At 36.6% G+C, this 17272-nt stretch carries 21 protein-coding genes; 17 read left to right on the forward strand and 4 right to left on the reverse strand.

Annotated elements, in window-relative coordinates; genetic code table 11:
- The first annotated feature begins 9 nt into the window (after positions 1–9).
- The 9 genes from phoU (at position 10) to ABC255_RS08200 (ending at position 7528) form a co-directional block, all read left to right on the forward strand.
- Entirely contained in the window at positions 10–669 is a 660-nt protein-coding gene (gene phoU / locus ABC255_RS08160) for a phosphate signaling complex protein PhoU (protein WP_412992643.1), read from the forward strand.
- A gap of 204 nt (positions 670–873) precedes the next feature.
- Complete coding sequence (locus tag ABC255_RS08165; protein WP_412992645.1) at positions 874–1560, forward strand: DUF4912 domain-containing protein; 687 nt, start codon at positions 874–876, stop codon at positions 1558–1560.
- Positions 1550–2788, forward strand: a complete 1239-nt coding sequence (locus tag ABC255_RS08170) for a glycosyltransferase family 4 protein (protein ID WP_412992647.1) — start codon at positions 1550–1552, stop codon at positions 2786–2788. The genes ABC255_RS08165 and ABC255_RS08170 overlap by 11 nt, the downstream gene beginning before the upstream one ends.
- Positions 2789–2931: 143 nt before the next feature.
- On the forward strand, positions 2932–3081 hold the full coding sequence (rpmG, locus tag ABC255_RS08175; RefSeq protein WP_015594975.1) for a 50S ribosomal protein L33: 150 nt from the start codon (positions 2932–2934) through the stop codon (positions 3079–3081).
- 58 nt (positions 3082–3139) lie between these two features.
- Positions 3140–3706: a 5-formyltetrahydrofolate cyclo-ligase gene (locus ABC255_RS08180; RefSeq protein WP_412992650.1), complete on the forward strand. Its 567-nt coding sequence runs from the start codon at positions 3140–3142 to the stop codon at positions 3704–3706.
- The gene (locus tag ABC255_RS08185) at positions 3703–4494 is read left to right on the forward strand and encodes a DUF92 domain-containing protein (RefSeq protein WP_412992652.1); all 792 of its coding nucleotides are present in this window, start codon (positions 3703–3705) and stop codon (positions 4492–4494) included. Before ABC255_RS08180 ends, ABC255_RS08185 begins: the two co-directional genes overlap by 4 nt.
- 121 nt (positions 4495–4615) lie before the next feature.
- Positions 4616–5563, forward strand: a complete 948-nt coding sequence (locus ABC255_RS08190; RefSeq protein WP_335532504.1) for an L-lactate dehydrogenase — start codon at positions 4616–4618, stop codon at positions 5561–5563.
- 57 nt (positions 5564–5620) lie between these two features.
- Positions 5621–5827, forward strand: coding sequence for a hypothetical protein (locus ABC255_RS08195; protein WP_412992654.1), 207 nt, complete (start codon positions 5621–5623; stop codon positions 5825–5827).
- 132 nt (positions 5828–5959) lie between these two features.
- Entirely contained in the window at positions 5960–7528 is a 1569-nt protein-coding gene (locus tag ABC255_RS08200) for a rhomboid family intramembrane serine protease (protein ID WP_412992656.1), read from the forward strand.
- Here the strand turns inward: ABC255_RS08200 and ABC255_RS08205 are convergent.
- Complete coding sequence (locus ABC255_RS08205; RefSeq protein WP_412992658.1) at positions 7491–8321, reverse strand: hypothetical protein; 831 nt, start codon at positions 8319–8321, stop codon at positions 7491–7493. The two genes, ABC255_RS08200 and ABC255_RS08205, sit on opposite strands and share 38 nt — an antisense overlap.
- A gap of 445 nt (positions 8322–8766) precedes the next feature.
- Here ABC255_RS08205 and ABC255_RS08210 point away from each other — a divergent pair, with 445 nt between their 5' ends.
- The 3 genes from ABC255_RS08210 (at position 8767) to ABC255_RS08220 (ending at position 11587) form a co-directional block, all read left to right on the forward strand.
- Positions 8767–8976 carry a YqgQ family protein gene (locus ABC255_RS08210; protein WP_412998509.1) on the forward strand — a complete coding sequence of 70 codons (210 nt, stop codon included), beginning with the start codon at positions 8767–8769 and terminating at the stop codon, positions 8974–8976.
- An 87-nt stretch (positions 8977–9063) separates the two neighbouring features.
- The gene (locus ABC255_RS08215) at positions 9064–10251 is read left to right on the forward strand and encodes a M14 family metallopeptidase (RefSeq protein WP_412992660.1); all 1188 of its coding nucleotides are present in this window, start codon (positions 9064–9066) and stop codon (positions 10249–10251) included.
- A 193-nt stretch (positions 10252–10444) separates the two neighbouring features.
- The gene (locus tag ABC255_RS08220) at positions 10445–11587 is read left to right on the forward strand and encodes a YqgU-like beta propeller domain-containing protein (RefSeq protein WP_412992662.1); all 1143 of its coding nucleotides are present in this window, start codon (positions 10445–10447) and stop codon (positions 11585–11587) included.
- 38 nt (positions 11588–11625) lie between these two features.
- Here ABC255_RS08220 and ABC255_RS08225 read toward each other — a convergent pair whose 3' ends face one another.
- Entirely contained in the window at positions 11626–11802 is a 177-nt protein-coding gene (locus ABC255_RS08225) for a DUF2759 domain-containing protein (RefSeq protein ID WP_374931374.1), read from the reverse strand.
- Positions 11803–11996: 194 nt separating this feature from the next.
- On the opposite strand from ABC255_RS08225, the gene ABC255_RS08230 reads away from it, so the two are divergent.
- Genes ABC255_RS08230 through ABC255_RS08240 form a run of 3 tightly spaced genes read left to right on the forward strand, consistent with a single transcriptional unit; the run spans position 11997 to position 13761 of the window.
- A complete protein-coding gene (locus tag ABC255_RS08230; protein WP_412992664.1) occupies positions 11997–12632 on the forward strand; it encodes an MBL fold metallo-hydrolase in 636 nt (211 codons plus the stop codon).
- A gap of 44 nt (positions 12633–12676) precedes the next feature.
- Complete coding sequence (locus ABC255_RS08235; protein WP_412992665.1) at positions 12677–13567, forward strand: SAM-dependent methyltransferase; 891 nt, start codon at positions 12677–12679, stop codon at positions 13565–13567.
- Complete coding sequence (locus ABC255_RS08240) at positions 13546–13761, forward strand: hypothetical protein (protein ID WP_412992666.1); 216 nt, start codon at positions 13546–13548, stop codon at positions 13759–13761. The genes ABC255_RS08235 and ABC255_RS08240 overlap by 22 nt, the downstream gene beginning before the upstream one ends.
- Before the next feature lie 47 nt (positions 13762–13808).
- Here ABC255_RS08240 and ABC255_RS08245 read toward each other — a convergent pair whose 3' ends face one another.
- Together ABC255_RS08245 and ABC255_RS08250 are read right to left on the reverse strand one after the other, a co-directional pair.
- Positions 13809–14057 carry a DUF2626 domain-containing protein gene (locus tag ABC255_RS08245; RefSeq protein WP_179596782.1) on the reverse strand — a complete coding sequence of 83 codons (249 nt, stop codon included), beginning with the start codon at positions 14055–14057 and terminating at the stop codon, positions 13809–13811.
- An 80-nt stretch (positions 14058–14137) separates the two neighbouring features.
- Positions 14138–14833, reverse strand: coding sequence for a helix-turn-helix transcriptional regulator (locus ABC255_RS08250; RefSeq protein ID WP_412992668.1), 696 nt, complete (start codon positions 14831–14833; stop codon positions 14138–14140).
- Between the two features lie 293 nt (positions 14834–15126).
- On the opposite strand from ABC255_RS08250, the gene comGA reads away from it, so the two are divergent.
- Both comGA and comGB read left to right on the forward strand, forming a co-directional pair.
- Positions 15127–16209: a competence type IV pilus ATPase ComGA gene (gene comGA, locus ABC255_RS08255; protein WP_412992669.1), complete on the forward strand. Its 1083-nt coding sequence runs from the start codon at positions 15127–15129 to the stop codon at positions 16207–16209.
- Positions 16196–17227 carry a competence type IV pilus assembly protein ComGB gene (comGB, locus tag ABC255_RS08260; protein ID WP_412992671.1) on the forward strand — a complete coding sequence of 344 codons (1032 nt, stop codon included), beginning with the start codon at positions 16196–16198 and terminating at the stop codon, positions 17225–17227. Before comGA ends, comGB begins: the two co-directional genes overlap by 14 nt.
- Positions 17228–17272: the final 45 nt, after the last annotated feature.

Below are 17272 nucleotides of genomic sequence, written 5' to 3' on the forward strand. Positions count from 1 at the left end.
GGTGATGGGATGAGTACTAGATCAAAATTTGATAGCAAATTAGCAGATTTAAAAGAAAAACTTTTAGAAATGGAAAGTTTAGCGGAGACGGCCGTTCGTGATTCACTAAGTGCCCTAATAAATCACGATATTGAAAAAGCTAATACGGTTATTGATGGTGATGATAAAATAGACGCCTTGGAACATGAAATTCATGATAGAGCCTTGCTTTTGATTGCAAGAGAGTCGCCTGTCGCCAAAGATTTGAGAACACTAAATGTGGCTCTAAAGGTTTCATCGGAAGTAGAACGAATGGCTGATATGGCAGTTAATATTGCAAAAGCTACCTTGCATATCGGTAATGAAAAACATTTTAAGGAAATCTTGGATATTCCTAAAATGATGGATCTAGCCCTTGAAATGGTATCTATGTCCGTTAAGGCGTATATAGACGAAGATGTCATGCTAGCACAAAGATGTGCTGAAAAAGATGATGAAGTGGATAAAATGTTCGGTATTCTTGTTCATGAACTAATCAGCATGGTACCGGACAATCCCAATGCTACAAATCAGATTATCCAGCTTTCTTTTGTGTGTCGATTTATCGAAAGAATTGCAGATCATTCAACAAACATTGCTGAGAATGTCATTTATCTTGTAACTGGTAAAACATTTAACCTAAATGAGTAAAAATAAATAATTCACCTTAGATGAGACTAATCCATGATGTCTCATCTTTTTTTATGCCGATAAAATCGTCACTTTATGGAGTAGCAAAATACGACAAAATACGTTTATTGTACAGTTCGCTTACCGATGATACCATTAATATTATCTATGAAAGAATATTTTGATTACTTTTGCATATATGTGTTGCGGAAATGGAGGAGAACAATGATTGAAGAAATTATTAAACTAAGAGAGGGTGGTTTATCGTTCCGAAAAATCGCCTCGCAACTAAATACTACGGTTGGAAGAGTACAGTATAGATGGAATAAGCATGTTATTAGTCAGGAACCTCAAATAGAAGAATCTGTTGTTGTAGAGGAATACCAAAAGGAAGACAATGTTTTCGAACAGCCAACGATTGATTATGCTCCGACTAAAGGTGAACTACAAATCAAACTCGTTACCCCAAGTAAGGTCATCGTCTATTGGGAAGCATCGAAGATTCCCGAGAAAGTCATTTCTTTATTTTTTAACAGAAAATTTGAGGAATTGGTCCATATCGTGAGACTTTATGATGTTACAGATATTATTTTCACGGGAAAAAATGAACATCATTACTATGATATCGCGGTACCCTATAATAAGGGGCATTGGTTTATCAAAGGACTCACCGCAAATCGGAGCTATGTAGCCGAATTAGGTGTTAAATTTAAGGATAATGATTTTTTTCCAGTCCTTCGTTCAAATTCAGTTCAAACCCCGCCATTAGGAAATGTTAATGGAGATGAAATTTTTATTAATTTAGTACGCAATCAACAAATTGATCAGTATTCCCCTAAGTGGATTGATCATGTTAGTACGTATAGTTATTATGGAGAATCAAATAATATGGAGCAGAAAAATGAACGATAAATTAATTACCGGAATGTCCCAGAAACATTCTTATGACTGGCAATTAAAAATATTAATTCTAACATGGGAATACCCTCCTAACGTTGTAGGCGGGCTCTCTAGACATGTTTATGGTCTCTCCGTTCATTTGGCCGAGCAAGGTCACGAGGTCCATGTGGTGACCGCTGGGAATGGCGGTCTCCCGGGCTTTGAGATCATGGATGGTGTTCATGTCCATCGAGTGACTCCACTCAACAATCATGACGATGATTTTCTCTCTTGGATTGCTGGCCTGAATCTGGCTATGAGTTTTAAAGGTGAGATATTAGCAGAAGATATAAAGTTTGATATCGTTAATGCTCATGATTGGCTAGTAGGAACTGCGGCAATTACGTTGAAAGAAGTCCTGTCGATTCCATTATTATCTACGATTCATGCAACTGAACATGGCAGAAATAATGGAATATTTACAGACATGCAGCGGTTCATTCATGAAAGAGAACTTCAGTTAATCACGGAATCAGATCAAATAATTGTGTGCAGTAATTATATGAGAGAAGAACTTTTAGCAAACTTCCATCTCTCAGACAAAAAAATGAGTATTATTCCAAACGGTATCGAACAAAGTGATGTTAAAGTAAATCCAAATGAGGTTTATCCATTCATTAAGAATAGAAAGTATATTTTTTCAGTCGGCCGAATCGTAAAGGAAAAAGGGTTTGAGACTTTAATCGAGGCAGCACAAGCAGCTAGGGATAAGGGACAGGATATTTATTTTGTTATCGCTGGAAAAGGTCCTATGCTGGAAAGATATCGGCAGATGGTAACAGAAAAACAATTAGATCATCACATTGCTTTTATTGGCTATGTTACGGATGAGCAAAGAAATGCGCTTTTAGGGAATTGTGAAATAGCTGTGTTTCCTAGTTTGTATGAGCCCTTTGGTATTGTGGCTCTAGAAGCAATGATCCTTGCTAAACCAACCATTGTTTCAGAAACTGGCGGGCTAAAAGGTATTGTAATGGATAGGCAAACTGGCTTGCTAATGGTCCCAGGTGATCAGGAAAGTCTTCTTACAAATATCGACTTCCTAATGAGGGATCCTCAAACAGCAAAAGAAATTGGTATTAAAGGAATGAAAATTGTAAAGAGTTTATTTGGATGGAAACGAATCGCTTCTCAAACAGTTAATGTAATGGAAGATACTCTGCTAAATAAGAGGGCAAATATGAGCGAAAAGGCTAGATAGTCTCCATATTTTAATAATCCAATTTAACGTAATTTGGGTAGGAAAATTACCTTTTAAAAAACAACTAGCATTTCCTTTTGAAAAATGATATTATAGAAAAGTCGTATGAACGAACTAGCTTAATCGTTTGGAGGGAAATTGACATGCGTGTAAATATTACGTTAGCTTGCACTGAGTGTGGAGATCGTAACTATATTTCAACAAAAAATAAACGTAACAACCCTGATCGTCTTGAGCTTAAGAAATATTGCCCAAGAGAAAAGCGTACAACAGCACACCGTGAAACAAAATAAGCAGTAGGGCTTCCTGCTGCTTTTTTTGTTGTAAAAAAATAAGGAGATCCTAATCTACATGTCTGAAAAAAAGCGTATTCGTAAAGAAATGAAAGAAAGCCTAGCGCTGCTTACTAAACCTTATTATGAACATTATTCCACTAAAATTGCTAACACTCTTTATAATGATGAAGATTGGCTAAATGCCAAAGTAATTGGGATTACAATCTCGAAGGAACCTGAAGTCGATACATATCAAATTATCCGGAAAGCGTGGGAAGCAGGAAAAGAGGTTGTTGTTCCGAGGTGCAATCCAAAGGACAAGACTTTAACTTTTCGAAAAATAACTGAATTTTCGCAACTCGAATCCGTTTTTTATGGATTACTTGAACCGATAATAGAACAGACGATGGAAGTATATCCTGGGGATATCGATCTTTTATTTGTACCAGGTCTAGCTTATACAAGTGAGGGGTATCGACTTGGTTTTGGCGGAGGGTATTATGATCGCTATTTAACTAGTTATTATGGAAAAACACTCTCTCTTGCATTTCACTTCCAAGTTATTCACCAATTTCCAATTGAGAAGCATGATATTCCAGTCTCGAAGATTATTACAAATGATGAGGTAATAAAAATAAAATGATTCAAACAATAATCATTATCTTAATTATAATTTTAGGTGGTTTGGCAGGTTATCGGGAGCGGTCATTAAGTAGTAATGGTGCCATTGCTGCAGTATTAGTAGGAGTAGCTGTCTTCTTCGGTTTTGGTGTAAAAGGGCTTCTCCTTCTTGGATTATTCTTTATAACATCCAGTCTATGGTCGAAATATAAAAGCTCAGCAAAAAAAGAGATTGAAGAAAAATTAGCTAAGGGAGCAACTAGAGATTGGCGACAGGTTGTAGCAAATGGTGGTTTTGCTGCATTAATAAGCATTATATATTATTATCAGCAGGACTTAGTTTGGCTGATTGGGTTTATTGTTTGCCTTGCTAGTTCGAATTCAGATACCTGGGCATCAGAAATCGGTACCTTAAGTAAAAGAAAACCAGTATACATACGTACCTTTAAGCCAATTGAAAAGGGAACATCAGGAGCTGTCAGTTTATTAGGGACTACTGCTGCAATTTTTGGTTCCATGTTAATTGCATTTGCTGGTGTTTGGCTTTTTCATTTGCAAATAGTCCACTTTTTCGTCATTTTATTGTTCGGCTTTTTAGGTAATATCATTGATACTTTATTTGGTGCCTATTATCAACAAGTTTACATTTGCAATATTTGTGGGATTGAAACAGAGAAAAATGTTCATTGCCAAACACCAGCCAAAAGAATAAAAGGGTATCACTTAGTGGATAATGATATGGTGAATTTTTTGTCAGGTTCAATCGCCGCACTATTAGCAATGATTGTTATCTATTTTGTAACAAGATAGTTTTCTAAGGATGACAAGGTTTTCTATGTCTGTTAAAACTGATAAATAGTGGTAAATTAATGTACAATATAAGCGTACTGAATTTATTAATATAACCACGATGCTCAAAGGAGGAAATAGTATGGTAAAAGTAAATAGAGTTGTTCTTGTTGGAACAGGTTTTGTCGGTTCAAGTTATGCTTTTGCGCTATTAAATCAAGGAATAACAGAAGAACTAGTCTTAGTGGACTTAAATGAAGCTAAAGCTGAAGGGGACGCGATGGATTTAAATCATGGTTTGCCATTTGCACCTTCACGAACGAAAATTTGGTATGGAAGTTATGCAGATTGTGATAAAGCTGACTTAGTCGTGATTACGGCTGGCGCGAACCAAAAGCCTGGTGAAACACGTCTCGACCTTGTGGAGAAGAACACAAATATTTTTAAAGGGATAGTTGAACAAATAATGGCAAGTGGTTTTGATGGTATTTTCATTGTTGCCACTAATCCTGTTGATATTTTAACATATGCAGTATGGAAGTTTTCCGGGCTTCCAAAGGAACGTGTAATTGGTTCGGGGACGATTTTAGATACTGCACGATTCCGCTTTTTATTGGGACAGTATTATGATGTGGATACACGTAACGTACACGCCTACATTATTGGAGAGCATGGAGACACGGAACTTCCAGTATGGAGCCATGCAGATATTGCCGGAATGAAAATATCCGAATGGACAAGTAAGCATGAAACAAATCAAGAGGACCTTGATAATATATTTATCAATGTTCGAGATGCAGCTTATCATATTATTGAACGAAAAGGTGCTACCTATTATGGAATTGCAATGGGGCTCGTTCGATTAACAAAAGCGATATTGCGTGATGAAAATTCAGTATTAACTGTATCTGCCTATTTAGATGGGGAGTACGGTCATAATGATGTCTATATTGGCGTACCAGCAGTGGTAAATCGCAGTGGGATCAGAGAGGTCGTTGAACTCGATCTGAATAAAAAAGAAAAGGAAAAATTCTCGAACTCCGTAAAAGTATTAAAGGAAACAATGGATCCTGTTTTAAGTAAGTTCTAAAAAAGGGATGGATAAAAATAGTCTTCTGCTCACAAACTATGGGTAGGAGGGATGATAATGTCTCGTATGTTGACATCCATATTTATGATTGGGTCAATTGGCTATTTTGCATTCCGCTTTAGGTATCGAATCATTAACGTAATGCTAAGGTCCGGCTGGATGCGCCGGATTGCGGTAGGCTCAATCATGAGCTTTCCGGGTATGAAAAACAAAATGATGCAGACTGTTTTTGGAGGACCAACTGAAAGACCATCTGAATGGTGAAAGCCACAGATGGTCTTTTGTTTTGTTAAAAAAATGCCTATCTTATCATCGTGTTTAGTCATTATTAAACTTGTTTTTCGTTTATAATGAAATAAATTAGTGAAAAATGGATACAAAATATAGTCGAAAGTAGTGGGGGTATTGAACAGAAAAGAAGATTACATCTATTGGAGATTAGCCTATTTTTTCATTTCAGAGCAAGGCTACCGTATCATTCAATTATTTGAAAATCAAAAAGAATTATGGCTGGAAAGACTCGAAAATAAAAAAGCTCCAATCGTTCGGTTATTACGGCAGGATTTAGACTGGAGCAACTCCATGCAAAGAGATATAGAATTTACAGCTTCAAATGGTGAAAAGGTTCGAAAACAGCTTGGTCATGGGGAGCTTTCAATTTTAAATATCTATATTAGTCAATTTCCTCCTGTGGATGAGTACGAATATCGGTTGGAACGTCCGTTTATTTTTCCGCAAGGTAATAAAACAAGTGTTAGCTCAGTACTATTAACGAGTGATCAATATGAGTCGGGATTTAAATCATTATCAACTAGGCTAGAAAGGGAAGTTTCCTTCCCCATTCATGAAGAGTATTCAGAAGAAGATGTTAATGCACAAAAGAAAGCAACGTTAGATTTTGCGATCCAGATGGAAAAAAAAGAAAAAGAAATATTTACGAACGGGAAGCCGTTTTTTACATACTTATTTATGATTATCCAGGTGGCCGTTTTTATTTTGTTAGAACTTCAAGGGGGGAGTACAAATACCTCCACGCTAATTAAGTTCGGGGCAAAATTTAATCCATATATATTTGAGGGAGAATGGTGGAGATTCATTACACCCATTTTCCTGCACATAGGCTTTTTACATTTAGCCATGAACACCTTAGCACTGTATTTTTTAGGTCCAGCTGTAGAAAGAATTTTTGGAAGTGTTCGGTTTTTCTTTATCTATTTATTTGCGGGTATATCAGGAGTTATTGCTAGTTTTATTTTCAGCCCAAATATTTCTGCAGGAGCCAGCGGCGCAATCTTTGGCTGTTTTGGAGCATTGCTTTATTTTGCCCTCATTTATCCGAAACTTTTCTTCCGAACAATGGGATCAAGTGTCATAACTGTTCTAGTCTTTAACTTAATATTTGGTTTTACCGTCTCGATTGTAGACAATGCCGGACATTTAGGTGGATTAGCCGGTGGTTTTCTTGCAGCAGGAATACTGCATTTCCCTAAAAAGAAAAAGCCATTCTTGCAGCTGCTGTTTTTGTTGGTATCTGTAGCTATTATTTACGGTTCACTATTCTATGGCTTCCGACATTCAGCGACAGGTGGTAATGAAAGCTCCACTATGATGTTAGCTCAAGAATATATTAAACAGGAGAATTATGAACAGGCATATGACGTGTTAACGACTTATACAGAATCCAATAAACCATCTTCAGAGGTATATTTTGCTTTATCTTTTATTGAAATTAAACTTGGTGAACTAAAGGAAGCGAAATCACATCTCCTTAAAGTGATAGAACTGGATCCGGATTTACCGGAAGCATACTACAATCTTGCATTAATTTATTTAGAGGAAAATGACATATCGAATGCAAGGGAAAATGCTGAAAAGGCAGCAGAAATAAAACCAAGTCAGCAGGAATACTCTGAATTGGCCGAAGAACTTAATCGACTGCTCCCATCATCTGACGAAGGAGAATAGGCTCTAAAGAAGCAGTTTCTGTTAATACCAATAGATGAGTTTTATCTTTTGCAATTAAAATAAGCGGAAGGGTACTGCCTTTGGAATTTTCACTAGTACCGTCTGCTTTTTTTATACCTAGAATATAGTTTTTATATAAGCCTTCCCAAAGATTACCTACAATTGCACCAGTCTCTGATTTTGTAAATCCAGGCAAAACATCCTTTGCCAGTTCATTGAATTGGCTGAGGGGCAATGCATGATAGTTTTTCAAATTTATTGCAAAATGGCGCAATCCTTTGTTCCAGCTTAGCTGCAGCATTCTTTCGGTCTGTTGGTCCAGTTGTTTTTTAATATTTACTTCATCTGCAGTATCTGTAATGAAGTAAATTTGATCCGATGACATTTCTTGTGAGCTGAAAATTTGATCTTCTTTTTCATGAAGCTCCGCATGGTGAAAAGTAATCGCTTGTAAAAGCTTACTTATATCCAGCTTGATTCTTCTCTCTTGCTGTATTACAGCTGTATTTTGTTCCCAATTCCATAATGTCTCTAGTAGTCGGCCATTGGCATATAACAGAGCTGCATCCTGTCTTAAGTAGGCTTTACGGTCCAGCGTAGAATGTTCTTTCCAAAGGATAGTATTGGCTTGATTCATTAAGGTAAGTGTCGTCTGTGCTGTTTTAAAGGTTACATTTGGGTCAATAGGGAAGTACGTAATACTTTCCTGTGCCTTCGGATTGGTATACTGATAGATTCCAAAAGCTAGAATGAGGAGAATTAATATTCCGAACACCAAATAGATTTTTTTCATCTGATCGCATCCCTCTTTTTTACTATTAATGGAGAATAGTAGTTATATTATGTTATGGGAACAACGAGTTGGACATGTCAGATTTTTTGTATGAACATAGCAGCTTGGTAAGAACGTCTTGAGAGGAGACGGGGCATAAGGTATACTTTACATGTAATGTTTCTTATTCATTGGCTGTGTTAATGAATACTGTTGATTTTAAGAACCTGTTGATTGGAGCGGCAGGCGCTTGACTCCTCGAAAATGCTATCGCATTTTCTTCGTGCGTGGGCAGATTCGAGGATGTAAATCAAAGTCCTGCGGGATGAACGAGCTGAGTGAGACCCCGCAGGAGCGAAGCTGTGAGGAGGCTCACGGGCGAGCCCGCGGAAAGCATAGCGCCTGGAGTGCAAATCAACAGCCTAGTTTAACACAGCCTAATCTTTATGTAAGAGGGTTAAATGGAATGAAGTCAATTTATGAAATTCAACAATTATTAAAGCAATTTGGAACGATTATTTATATCGGTGATCGAATAGCTGACCTTGAATTAATGGAATCAGAATTAAAAGATTTGTATCAAGCTCAGCTAATAGAACCCAGAGAATACTCGACTGCATTGTTAATTTTAAGACATGAAATAAGATTCTTAAGAGAAAAAGAAGAAAAATACTAAAAACCTGCACTAAAATGCAGGTTTTTGTTTTGCTCATTTTCAACCACCTTTTGTCATATGATTTCTATGATGGAAGGAGGAGGAATTATGGAGGTTAGAGTCCGGGAGGGTGACTCCTGCGCATATTATGGTCGATTATTTAAGGTTCCACTTGAACTCATTGTCGATTCAAACGAGAACATAAATCCATCCAATTTGAAAACTGGTACAAAGCTATTAATACCAGGCTATGTTTCCGTTCCATACACCATAAAAGAAGAAGATACATTATGGAAAATCGGAAAGGCAAAAGATTTATCCCTCGATGCAATAATGGTATTAAACCAAATGCAAAATCCCAATCAATTAGCACCAGGGGACGCCCTATACTTACCTGAACGTATTACACAATATCATGTTAGTTCGAAACTGCCTTATGGTTCTGGGATTTTAACAAAGCAAATCAAGACACTAAAAAAGTTATACCCATTTATAAATGTAGATACTATCGGTACAAGTGTTTTAGGTAATCAAATCCAAGAAATCAGGATTGGCAAGGGCTCAAAAAAAGTTCATATGAACGCTTCCTTTCATGCGAATGAATGGATTACAACCATGGCAGTAATGAGCCTTGTTAATCAATACCTTATTTCCTTAACGAACCGAAGCCCGCTAAGAGGTATAAATACAATAGATTTATATAATGAAACAGAATTATCCATTGTTCCAATGGTAAATCCGGACGGGGTAGACCTCGTATTAAATGGACCGCCAACAAATCGTCGTCAAGAGGTCAAGGAGATCAATGATGGAAGTGATGAATTCATTCATTGGAAGGCAAATATTAGAGGGGTTGACTTAAATAATCAATTCCCGGCAAATTGGGAGATTGAGCAGGAGAGGAAGATACCCAAGTCACCTGCGCCTAGAGATTATCCGGGCAGGTCTTCTTTATCAGAACCAGAAGCAAAAGCAATGGCTGAACTGATAAAGAACAATCAATACGATCGAGTTCTTGCATTTCATACTCAAGGAGAGGAGTTTTATTGGGGGTATGAAGGATTCGAACCACCTGAATCCGAAATCTTAGCAACAGAATTTGAACGAGTGAGTGGATACAAGGCAGTTCGGAATGTCGATAGTCATGCGGGGTTTAAGGACTGGTATATCCAAGAATATAAACGACCTGGTTTTACCATTGAATTGGGAAGGGGCATAAATCCATTACCTTTATCACAATTTCACGAGATCCTTCAAAAAGTTGAGGGAATATTTATAGCGGCACTTTATTTGTAAATTTGTTGTCTACACGACTTGTAAAATGATTTCATTGACATTAAAATAAATTGTTGTGTTGGTGTTTGTTAATAAGAAAAAAAGTCGTAAATATGCGACTTTTTTCTTATTTATAGAATGTTCTGTAATTATTGAAACATTTCTGTAAAATAAACGTCTAATTAATGTGAAGAAAAATGGAGGGAGGGGGAAAATGAGCCATAGTAAACGTAATATCATCATAAAATTTATTTTTCAATTCTTATTTTTGCTCGTTTTTGCCTCTATTGTTAGTGCTTGTTCGCATCCACAAGATGCCAAGCCCAGCCCTTCTGAAGATAATGACAAGCAGAATGTGCCGCCATCTCAACCAAAAGATACATGGAAACTCCCAATCAAAATACCAGAAGGAGAATTTTACAAAGTAGGATCCTGGTATTCCGATCATCAATTACTTTATATTACAAATCTTGAACAATCATCGTCTGTTTATCTTTATAATCTTCTAACAGGTAATAGTCAACTACTTTATAAGAGTGAGGTGCCTATTGTCACTTTGCAGATCAGCCCATCAAAAAAGAATATACTTATTCAATCATCTCCATCTACCTATGAAGGACAAGTTACCATACTATCTCCTGAGGGCACAGAAATCTTCAAACAATCTATCCCCTCATATGAATTAGCTTTTGAATGGAACCCATTTAATGAGTCTGAGATTCTAATCTCATCTTTTAATGAAGATTGGACATTTCAAATGCTGCTTTTAGACATTGGACAAAGGAAAACAACTGAACTTACACTACCTCAGCCATTTATTAAATGGATAGGAAATGAGGAAGTTGCCTATCTCAAATGGAATGAAGACAGCCCGTCTCTTTTTGCACCACTCATGAAGCAAGATTTAAGTAATGAGGCGGAGGAAGAAATATTTAAAGATGTACTACAATTTGCAACTTACAAAGATACTATAATGACCGTTACCGTTCAGGATGATGAACACTTACAGGCTTCTTATACTTTTTATAATAGGGAGAAAAAGGAACTAAATTCGTTCTCCATTCCTCATCTATCCATGTTTTCTGGATGGTTGGTTCCTTACAATGACTTAAATGAAAAAAAAGGAGAATTTATTACCCTTAAGCCAGTGAAAAGTGCAGAAGCTGATGCTTACAGGGAAGGTTTTGAGCTTGTAAGCTATGATATTGAAAACGGCAGCAGTAACGTTATTATGAAGAACCTGAAAAATGAACCCATTCTGCTATCCCCTTCGGGAGAAGCTGCCCTATTTGGTAATCGTTTTGATAAACTCATTAATTTCAAAACAAAAGAATTAATGGAGCTTGTAGCAAAATAAAAAGACTGCCGATTGGCAGTCTTTCAATTTTTTTAAGTTTAGTGTGTACCAGTAGGAAAACCACTTTCAATAAGGGTCATGATGGCAAACCAGCCAAAAACAGCAAATGTGCCTACTGCAAAAAATGCTCCTAACAAATTTTTATTTTTTAGGGCAGTGAATGCACCGTAAGCAGCAAGTAATGCTACCAAAGCAAAAATAATAACTACTCCCATTAATAAAGCCCCCTTTATTAGATAATACTTGGGCTTGGCCCAACACATTTCTAAGAGTTATGTAAGAATATTATATACATTCGATTCTTATTTTATATTCTTTTTAATCATTTGTCGAGGGCTAAAAGGTTAGCAATGAAGCTTACATAGTGTAAAATAATAGTAATGTAAAATTAGTTGGAGGTATGTCAGAAATGAAATGGTCTCAAATCCCGTTAGGAGTATTACAAACAAATTGTTACGTCGTTGAAAGTCCTGACAAAACCTGTTTGATTTTTGATCCAGGGAGCGAAGGGAAAAAGCTAATTAAGTGGTTATCAAAAAGGGAACTCAAACCAATTGCAATTTTCTTAACACATGCACATTTCGACCATATCGGCGCCGTGGATGATGTAAGAGACTATTATAATATTCCGGTTTATATTCATGAAGAGGAAGAAGAGTGGCTGATAGATCCGGCATTAAATGGTTCAAAGTTTTTTCAAATGCAAGAGTTAATGAAAATGAAAAGAGCCGACTACATTCTAAAAAAAGAGGAAACGCTAACGATTGGTAATTTTACTTTTTCAATCTTCGAAACTCCAGGACATTCTCCTGGTAGTGTGTCGTATTACTTTGAGACCGAGGGTTTTGTTGTATCAGGGGATGCGTTATTTAAGAACAGCATTGGAAGAACAGACCTGCCAGGTGGTAACCATAAACTTCTTATGAAGAGCATTCATGAAAAATTATTATTCTTACCTGAAGAAACAACGGTGTTATCTGGACATGGACCAATCACCACAATAGGGGAAGAAATGGATAGTAATCCGTTTTTGAACGGGTTTTAATATCAAAAGAGGAAGCTGATGTTAACCTTTATGAAGGAGTCTTTATGATTACGTACTTGAAGAGTTTAATTTCAAACTCACCAACAAACTTAATTTCCTATGCAGAATACATCGAAGCAGTTCTCTACCATTCAGAATATGGTTACTATATGAAAAACAAACAGAAAATCGGCAGCCAAGGAGATTTTATCACTACAAGTAATATTTCCGATATTTATGGTCGAATTGTTGCTAAATGGTTTGCGAGTTTTTGTAAAAAGTATAATCTTGAACCTAATTTTTGTGAAATTGGTGCTGGCAATGGACGTTTCGCCCATGCCTTCTTACAGGAATGGGAGCATTCCATCAAAGCACCAATAAATTACATCATAGTAGAAAGCAGTCCCTATCATCAAAAATTACAAAATGAATTAATTCCCCCTCACCATAATTTAATCCAAGTAAACAAGCTGGATGAACTAGAGCCTTTCAAAGGGATGGTTTTTTCAAATGAATTATTCGATGCTTTGCCAGCTCATGTCATCGAGAAGGAGAACGGCCAATTATACGAGGTTATGGTAGGAATAAAAAATGAAACCTTATATGAGGAAAAGGTTTTATTAACGAATCCAGCTATCCACTTCTTTTTAGAGGAAAGTATGCTGGAACTAAAAGATAAACAGCGTATAGAAGTGCCTTTGTTAATGGAAGGGATGGTACAAGATATATCCAAGGTCTTAACGAAGGGGCTTGTAGTGACAGCAGACTATGGTTATACCAAAGAAGATTGGATGCATCCTTCACGAATGAAGGGAAGCTTAAGAGGATATTATCAACATCAAATGATTGATGATGTTTTGAAGTATCCCGGGAAATGGATATTACGACACACATCCATTTTGATTGGCTTATTCAGAAGGGTGAGCAAGTCAAGTTGGTTTTCTATTCAAAGCTAAGACAGGATGAGTTTTTATTAAAAGCAGGCATCCTAAAGGAATTAGAAAATCATTACGATCCTAATCCTTTTTCAGAGGTTGCTAAACGAAACCGTGCAATCAGGAGTTTAATTATGCCATCTGGAATAAGTTCTTTTTTTCATCTGCTTATTCAGCAGAAAGGCATCGTTGATTTTAATCCTTTTGACGAATAAAAAACACCGGAGAAGAGCTCCGGTGTTCTTTTGTGTTGATTTACTTCTTAATGTCCTCCGACTCCACCAAGTGGCATCATAAATGTTGTCCAATAAGTAAAGCCTGCGAAGAATACGGTCAAATATGCTCCGAAAACATACATATACATACGTTCGGAAAGTTTAAGATAGCTTAACAAAACAAAGAATCCAGTTTGGGCTAGGAATAGCAATGCAGTTTTATTCATATCTCCTAGATAGAACATTACGGTAAAAATACCCGTCCAGAAACCCAAAACTCTGAACATGCGATCCATATGTATCCCTCCTTTTCCCCTACGGTACCATCATGCAATATTATAAAGAAAAGGAGTTCAAAAGTAAATAAAGATTCAAATTAGTTTGTTACAAGTGCCTGGTAAGAGCAAGTTTCACAACCTGAAATAATATTTTCCTTCTCAATTAACTCTACCGATTCAAATAAAGCTTCAAACATTCCTTTTAGGAATTCATGATGCATAGCACAAACACTTTCATGTTCCTCTGCAACCTCTTTGAAAGGACAATTGTAGATCTGGAAGTAAATTTTTGTATGATCTCCATTTGCTTCAAATTCTGGATAAAACCCGGCTAATGTGGCTGCGCTTTTTAATATTGTTAACTTTTGTTCAAAATCTATTTCTTCACCAAAGGATTTTTTCGCCATTTCTTGTTCAATTACTTCAGTGCCAAAGCGCTTTCCAGTTAAGTAAAGAGCTTGTTTACCTGCTTCTCCTAGTGTAAGCATGGTAGAGATAGCTACTTTAGAAAGCAGCATGTAATCCCGGAAAGGGAAATGTAATTGAATGACATCATCTGATAAACGATATAACCTGCTTGGTCTGCCGCCTTTACCAGTCTTTTTTGTTTCAGATGCTAACATGTTAACATCTTCAAGCTTAGATAAATGTAATCTTGCAACGTTCGGATGGATATTAAAATTTTCTGCAACCTCTTGTACTGTCACTTCTTGATGACGTTTTGTGATGTATTGATAGATGTAGTACCTGGTTGGATCTGATAAAACATTTGTGATCTTTAATGTTTGTTCCATCTTTCGTTCACCTCGAACCCCCATAATTTACCCCAATTATAATATAGCTATATAAACATTGGAATGAGGTTAACAATGTTAACACTATATGTTTAGAAAATGTTCACAATTACCAAAGGCTTGGATGACTTGCTTTATACAAAATATATACGAAAGGTATACAATGTGTATGTCAAGAGTTGTTTTTCGGTAGATTTAGGAGGAAAAATACAAAGAAATATTTTAAAAAAAGAAGAATTTTGAAGGATAAGCTTGAATGGTGTCGAATTCCTACCGAGACAAAATAAAAGGTGGTGTTACTCATTGAAAGTGCAATCGAAATACTAGCAAATAGGATTATCACAGATGCTGCTCGAAATCAAGCAACAGATATTCACATTGTTCCTAGGAAAAAAGACACACAGATTCAAATCCGCTTAACGAACAAACTCATTCCCCGGTTATCACTTCCAAAAGATGAATGCGACAGGTTAATCTCACATTTTAAATTTACTGCAAATATGGATATCGGTGAACGACGACGCCCTCAAAGCGGTTCGATTTTTTGTGAAGTGGACGGAAAATTAATGGGTCTTAGACTTTCAACACTCCCATCTAACAATCGAGAAAGTCTTGTTATCAGACTGCTGCCTCAACAAGAACAAATACCCTTTCATCAGCTCTCACTTTTCCCTGGGATGACCAGAAAGCTACTCGCTCTCCTAAAACATGCACATGGATTAATTATCTTTACAGGACCAACTGGCTCAGGCAAAACCACAACTCTTTACTCCCTTTTAAATGAAACCGCCCATCTATTTCATCGTAACGTTATTACACTTGAAGATCCCATCGAAAAGAACTATGATTCTGTTTTACAAATACAAGTGAATGAAAAAGCAGGTGTGACATACGCAGCTGGTTTAAAAGCAATTCTACGTCATGATCCCGACATTATTATGGTTGGGGAAATTCGTGACGCTGAAACTGCAAAGATAGCAGTACGGGCTGCTTTAACGGGACATTTAGTTCTCAGCACTATGCATACAAGGGATGCAAAGGGAGCGGTATATCGTCTTCATGAGTTTGGTGTCAATTGGTTAGAGGTGGAACAAACTCTTATTGCGGTTACAGCTCAGCGATTAGTAGAGCTAACCTGTCCGTATTGCGAAGGGGACTGTTCACCCTTCTGTTATTCATATGGAAGATGGAAAAGGGCGAGTGTTTTTGAACTGCTATCAGGGAGAAACCTTAATGCAGCTATGAAAGAGGCAAGGGGAGAAGACATTATTTCGCATTACACGACAGTAAAGGAAGTAATAAAAAAGGGGATTGTCCTTGGATATATCAAAGAGTCTGAATATGATCGCTTGGTGTATGACCATGAAGAGCCATAATTGGACAATTAATGAGCAGGCCAATTTTTTAAAAAGGATTGGAGAATTATTGGCACGAGGTTACCCAATTGCCGAAGCCATTGAATCCCTGTCCTTGCATTTACCAAAGAATCGAAAGGAGGAGATGTACAAATGTTTGGCTGATTTGAGAAATGGAATTTCATTTCATGATGTTTTAAATAATATGGGGTTTCACAAGGATTTAACTGGTTATGTCTATTTTGCGGAACAGCATGGCAGCTTCGTGGAGGCACTACTAGAAGGAAGCAGTTTAGCCTTGGTTAAGGAGAATGATAGGAAGAAGCTTTTGAAACTATTACAATATCCAGCTTTACTTACCTTTATTACAGGTTTTCTTTTTGTGTTTGTCCAAAAATTATTGCTGCCCAAATTTACAAGCCTCTTCCAATCTATGAGTCTTGAAGCGAATTTCTTTATGAAAGTACTTTATTCCTTTGATAAATATTTTCCTATATTTATGACGGGTTTAGTGCTCCTCCTGGCATCAGGTTCAATATATTATTTTTTTGTATTTCGAAAAGTCTCCATCCTCCAGCAAAGATCACTTCTGGTAAGAATCCCGATTGTTGGAAGAATCCTCAAATTGTTGTTTACTCATTATTTTTCTATACAACTCAGTTTCCTTTTAGCGGGAGGTATATCCATACTTGAAGCATTAAACTTATTTGAGAAGAATCATAGACAGCCATTTTATAGCCAGTTGGGAATGGTGATTAAACAAAAGCTGTTAACGGGTGAAAATCTAGAGTCTATCTTGGCAACATTCCCATTCTTTGAAAAAGAATTCCCAATGATCATTAAACATGGTCAAGAGAATGGGAAATTGGAACAAGAATTACTCTTCCTCAGCGAGCACTGTATGGTGAATATGGAAGAAAGAATCGAAAAGAGTTTAAAAAAGATACAGCCTGTTCTCTATCTTTTTATAGGATTTCTGGTTGTATCTATGTACTTAGCCATATTATTACCAATGTTTCAGCTATTAGATGGAATATAAAAAAGCGAAAAGCGCATTAGGAATAAATATTATACATGGAGGATG

Origin of the sequence: Neobacillus canaveralius, assembly GCF_047237705.1 — a bacterium.
Taxonomy (GTDB): domain Bacteria; phylum Bacillota; class Bacilli; order Bacillales; family Cytobacillaceae; genus Neobacillus; species Neobacillus niacini_K.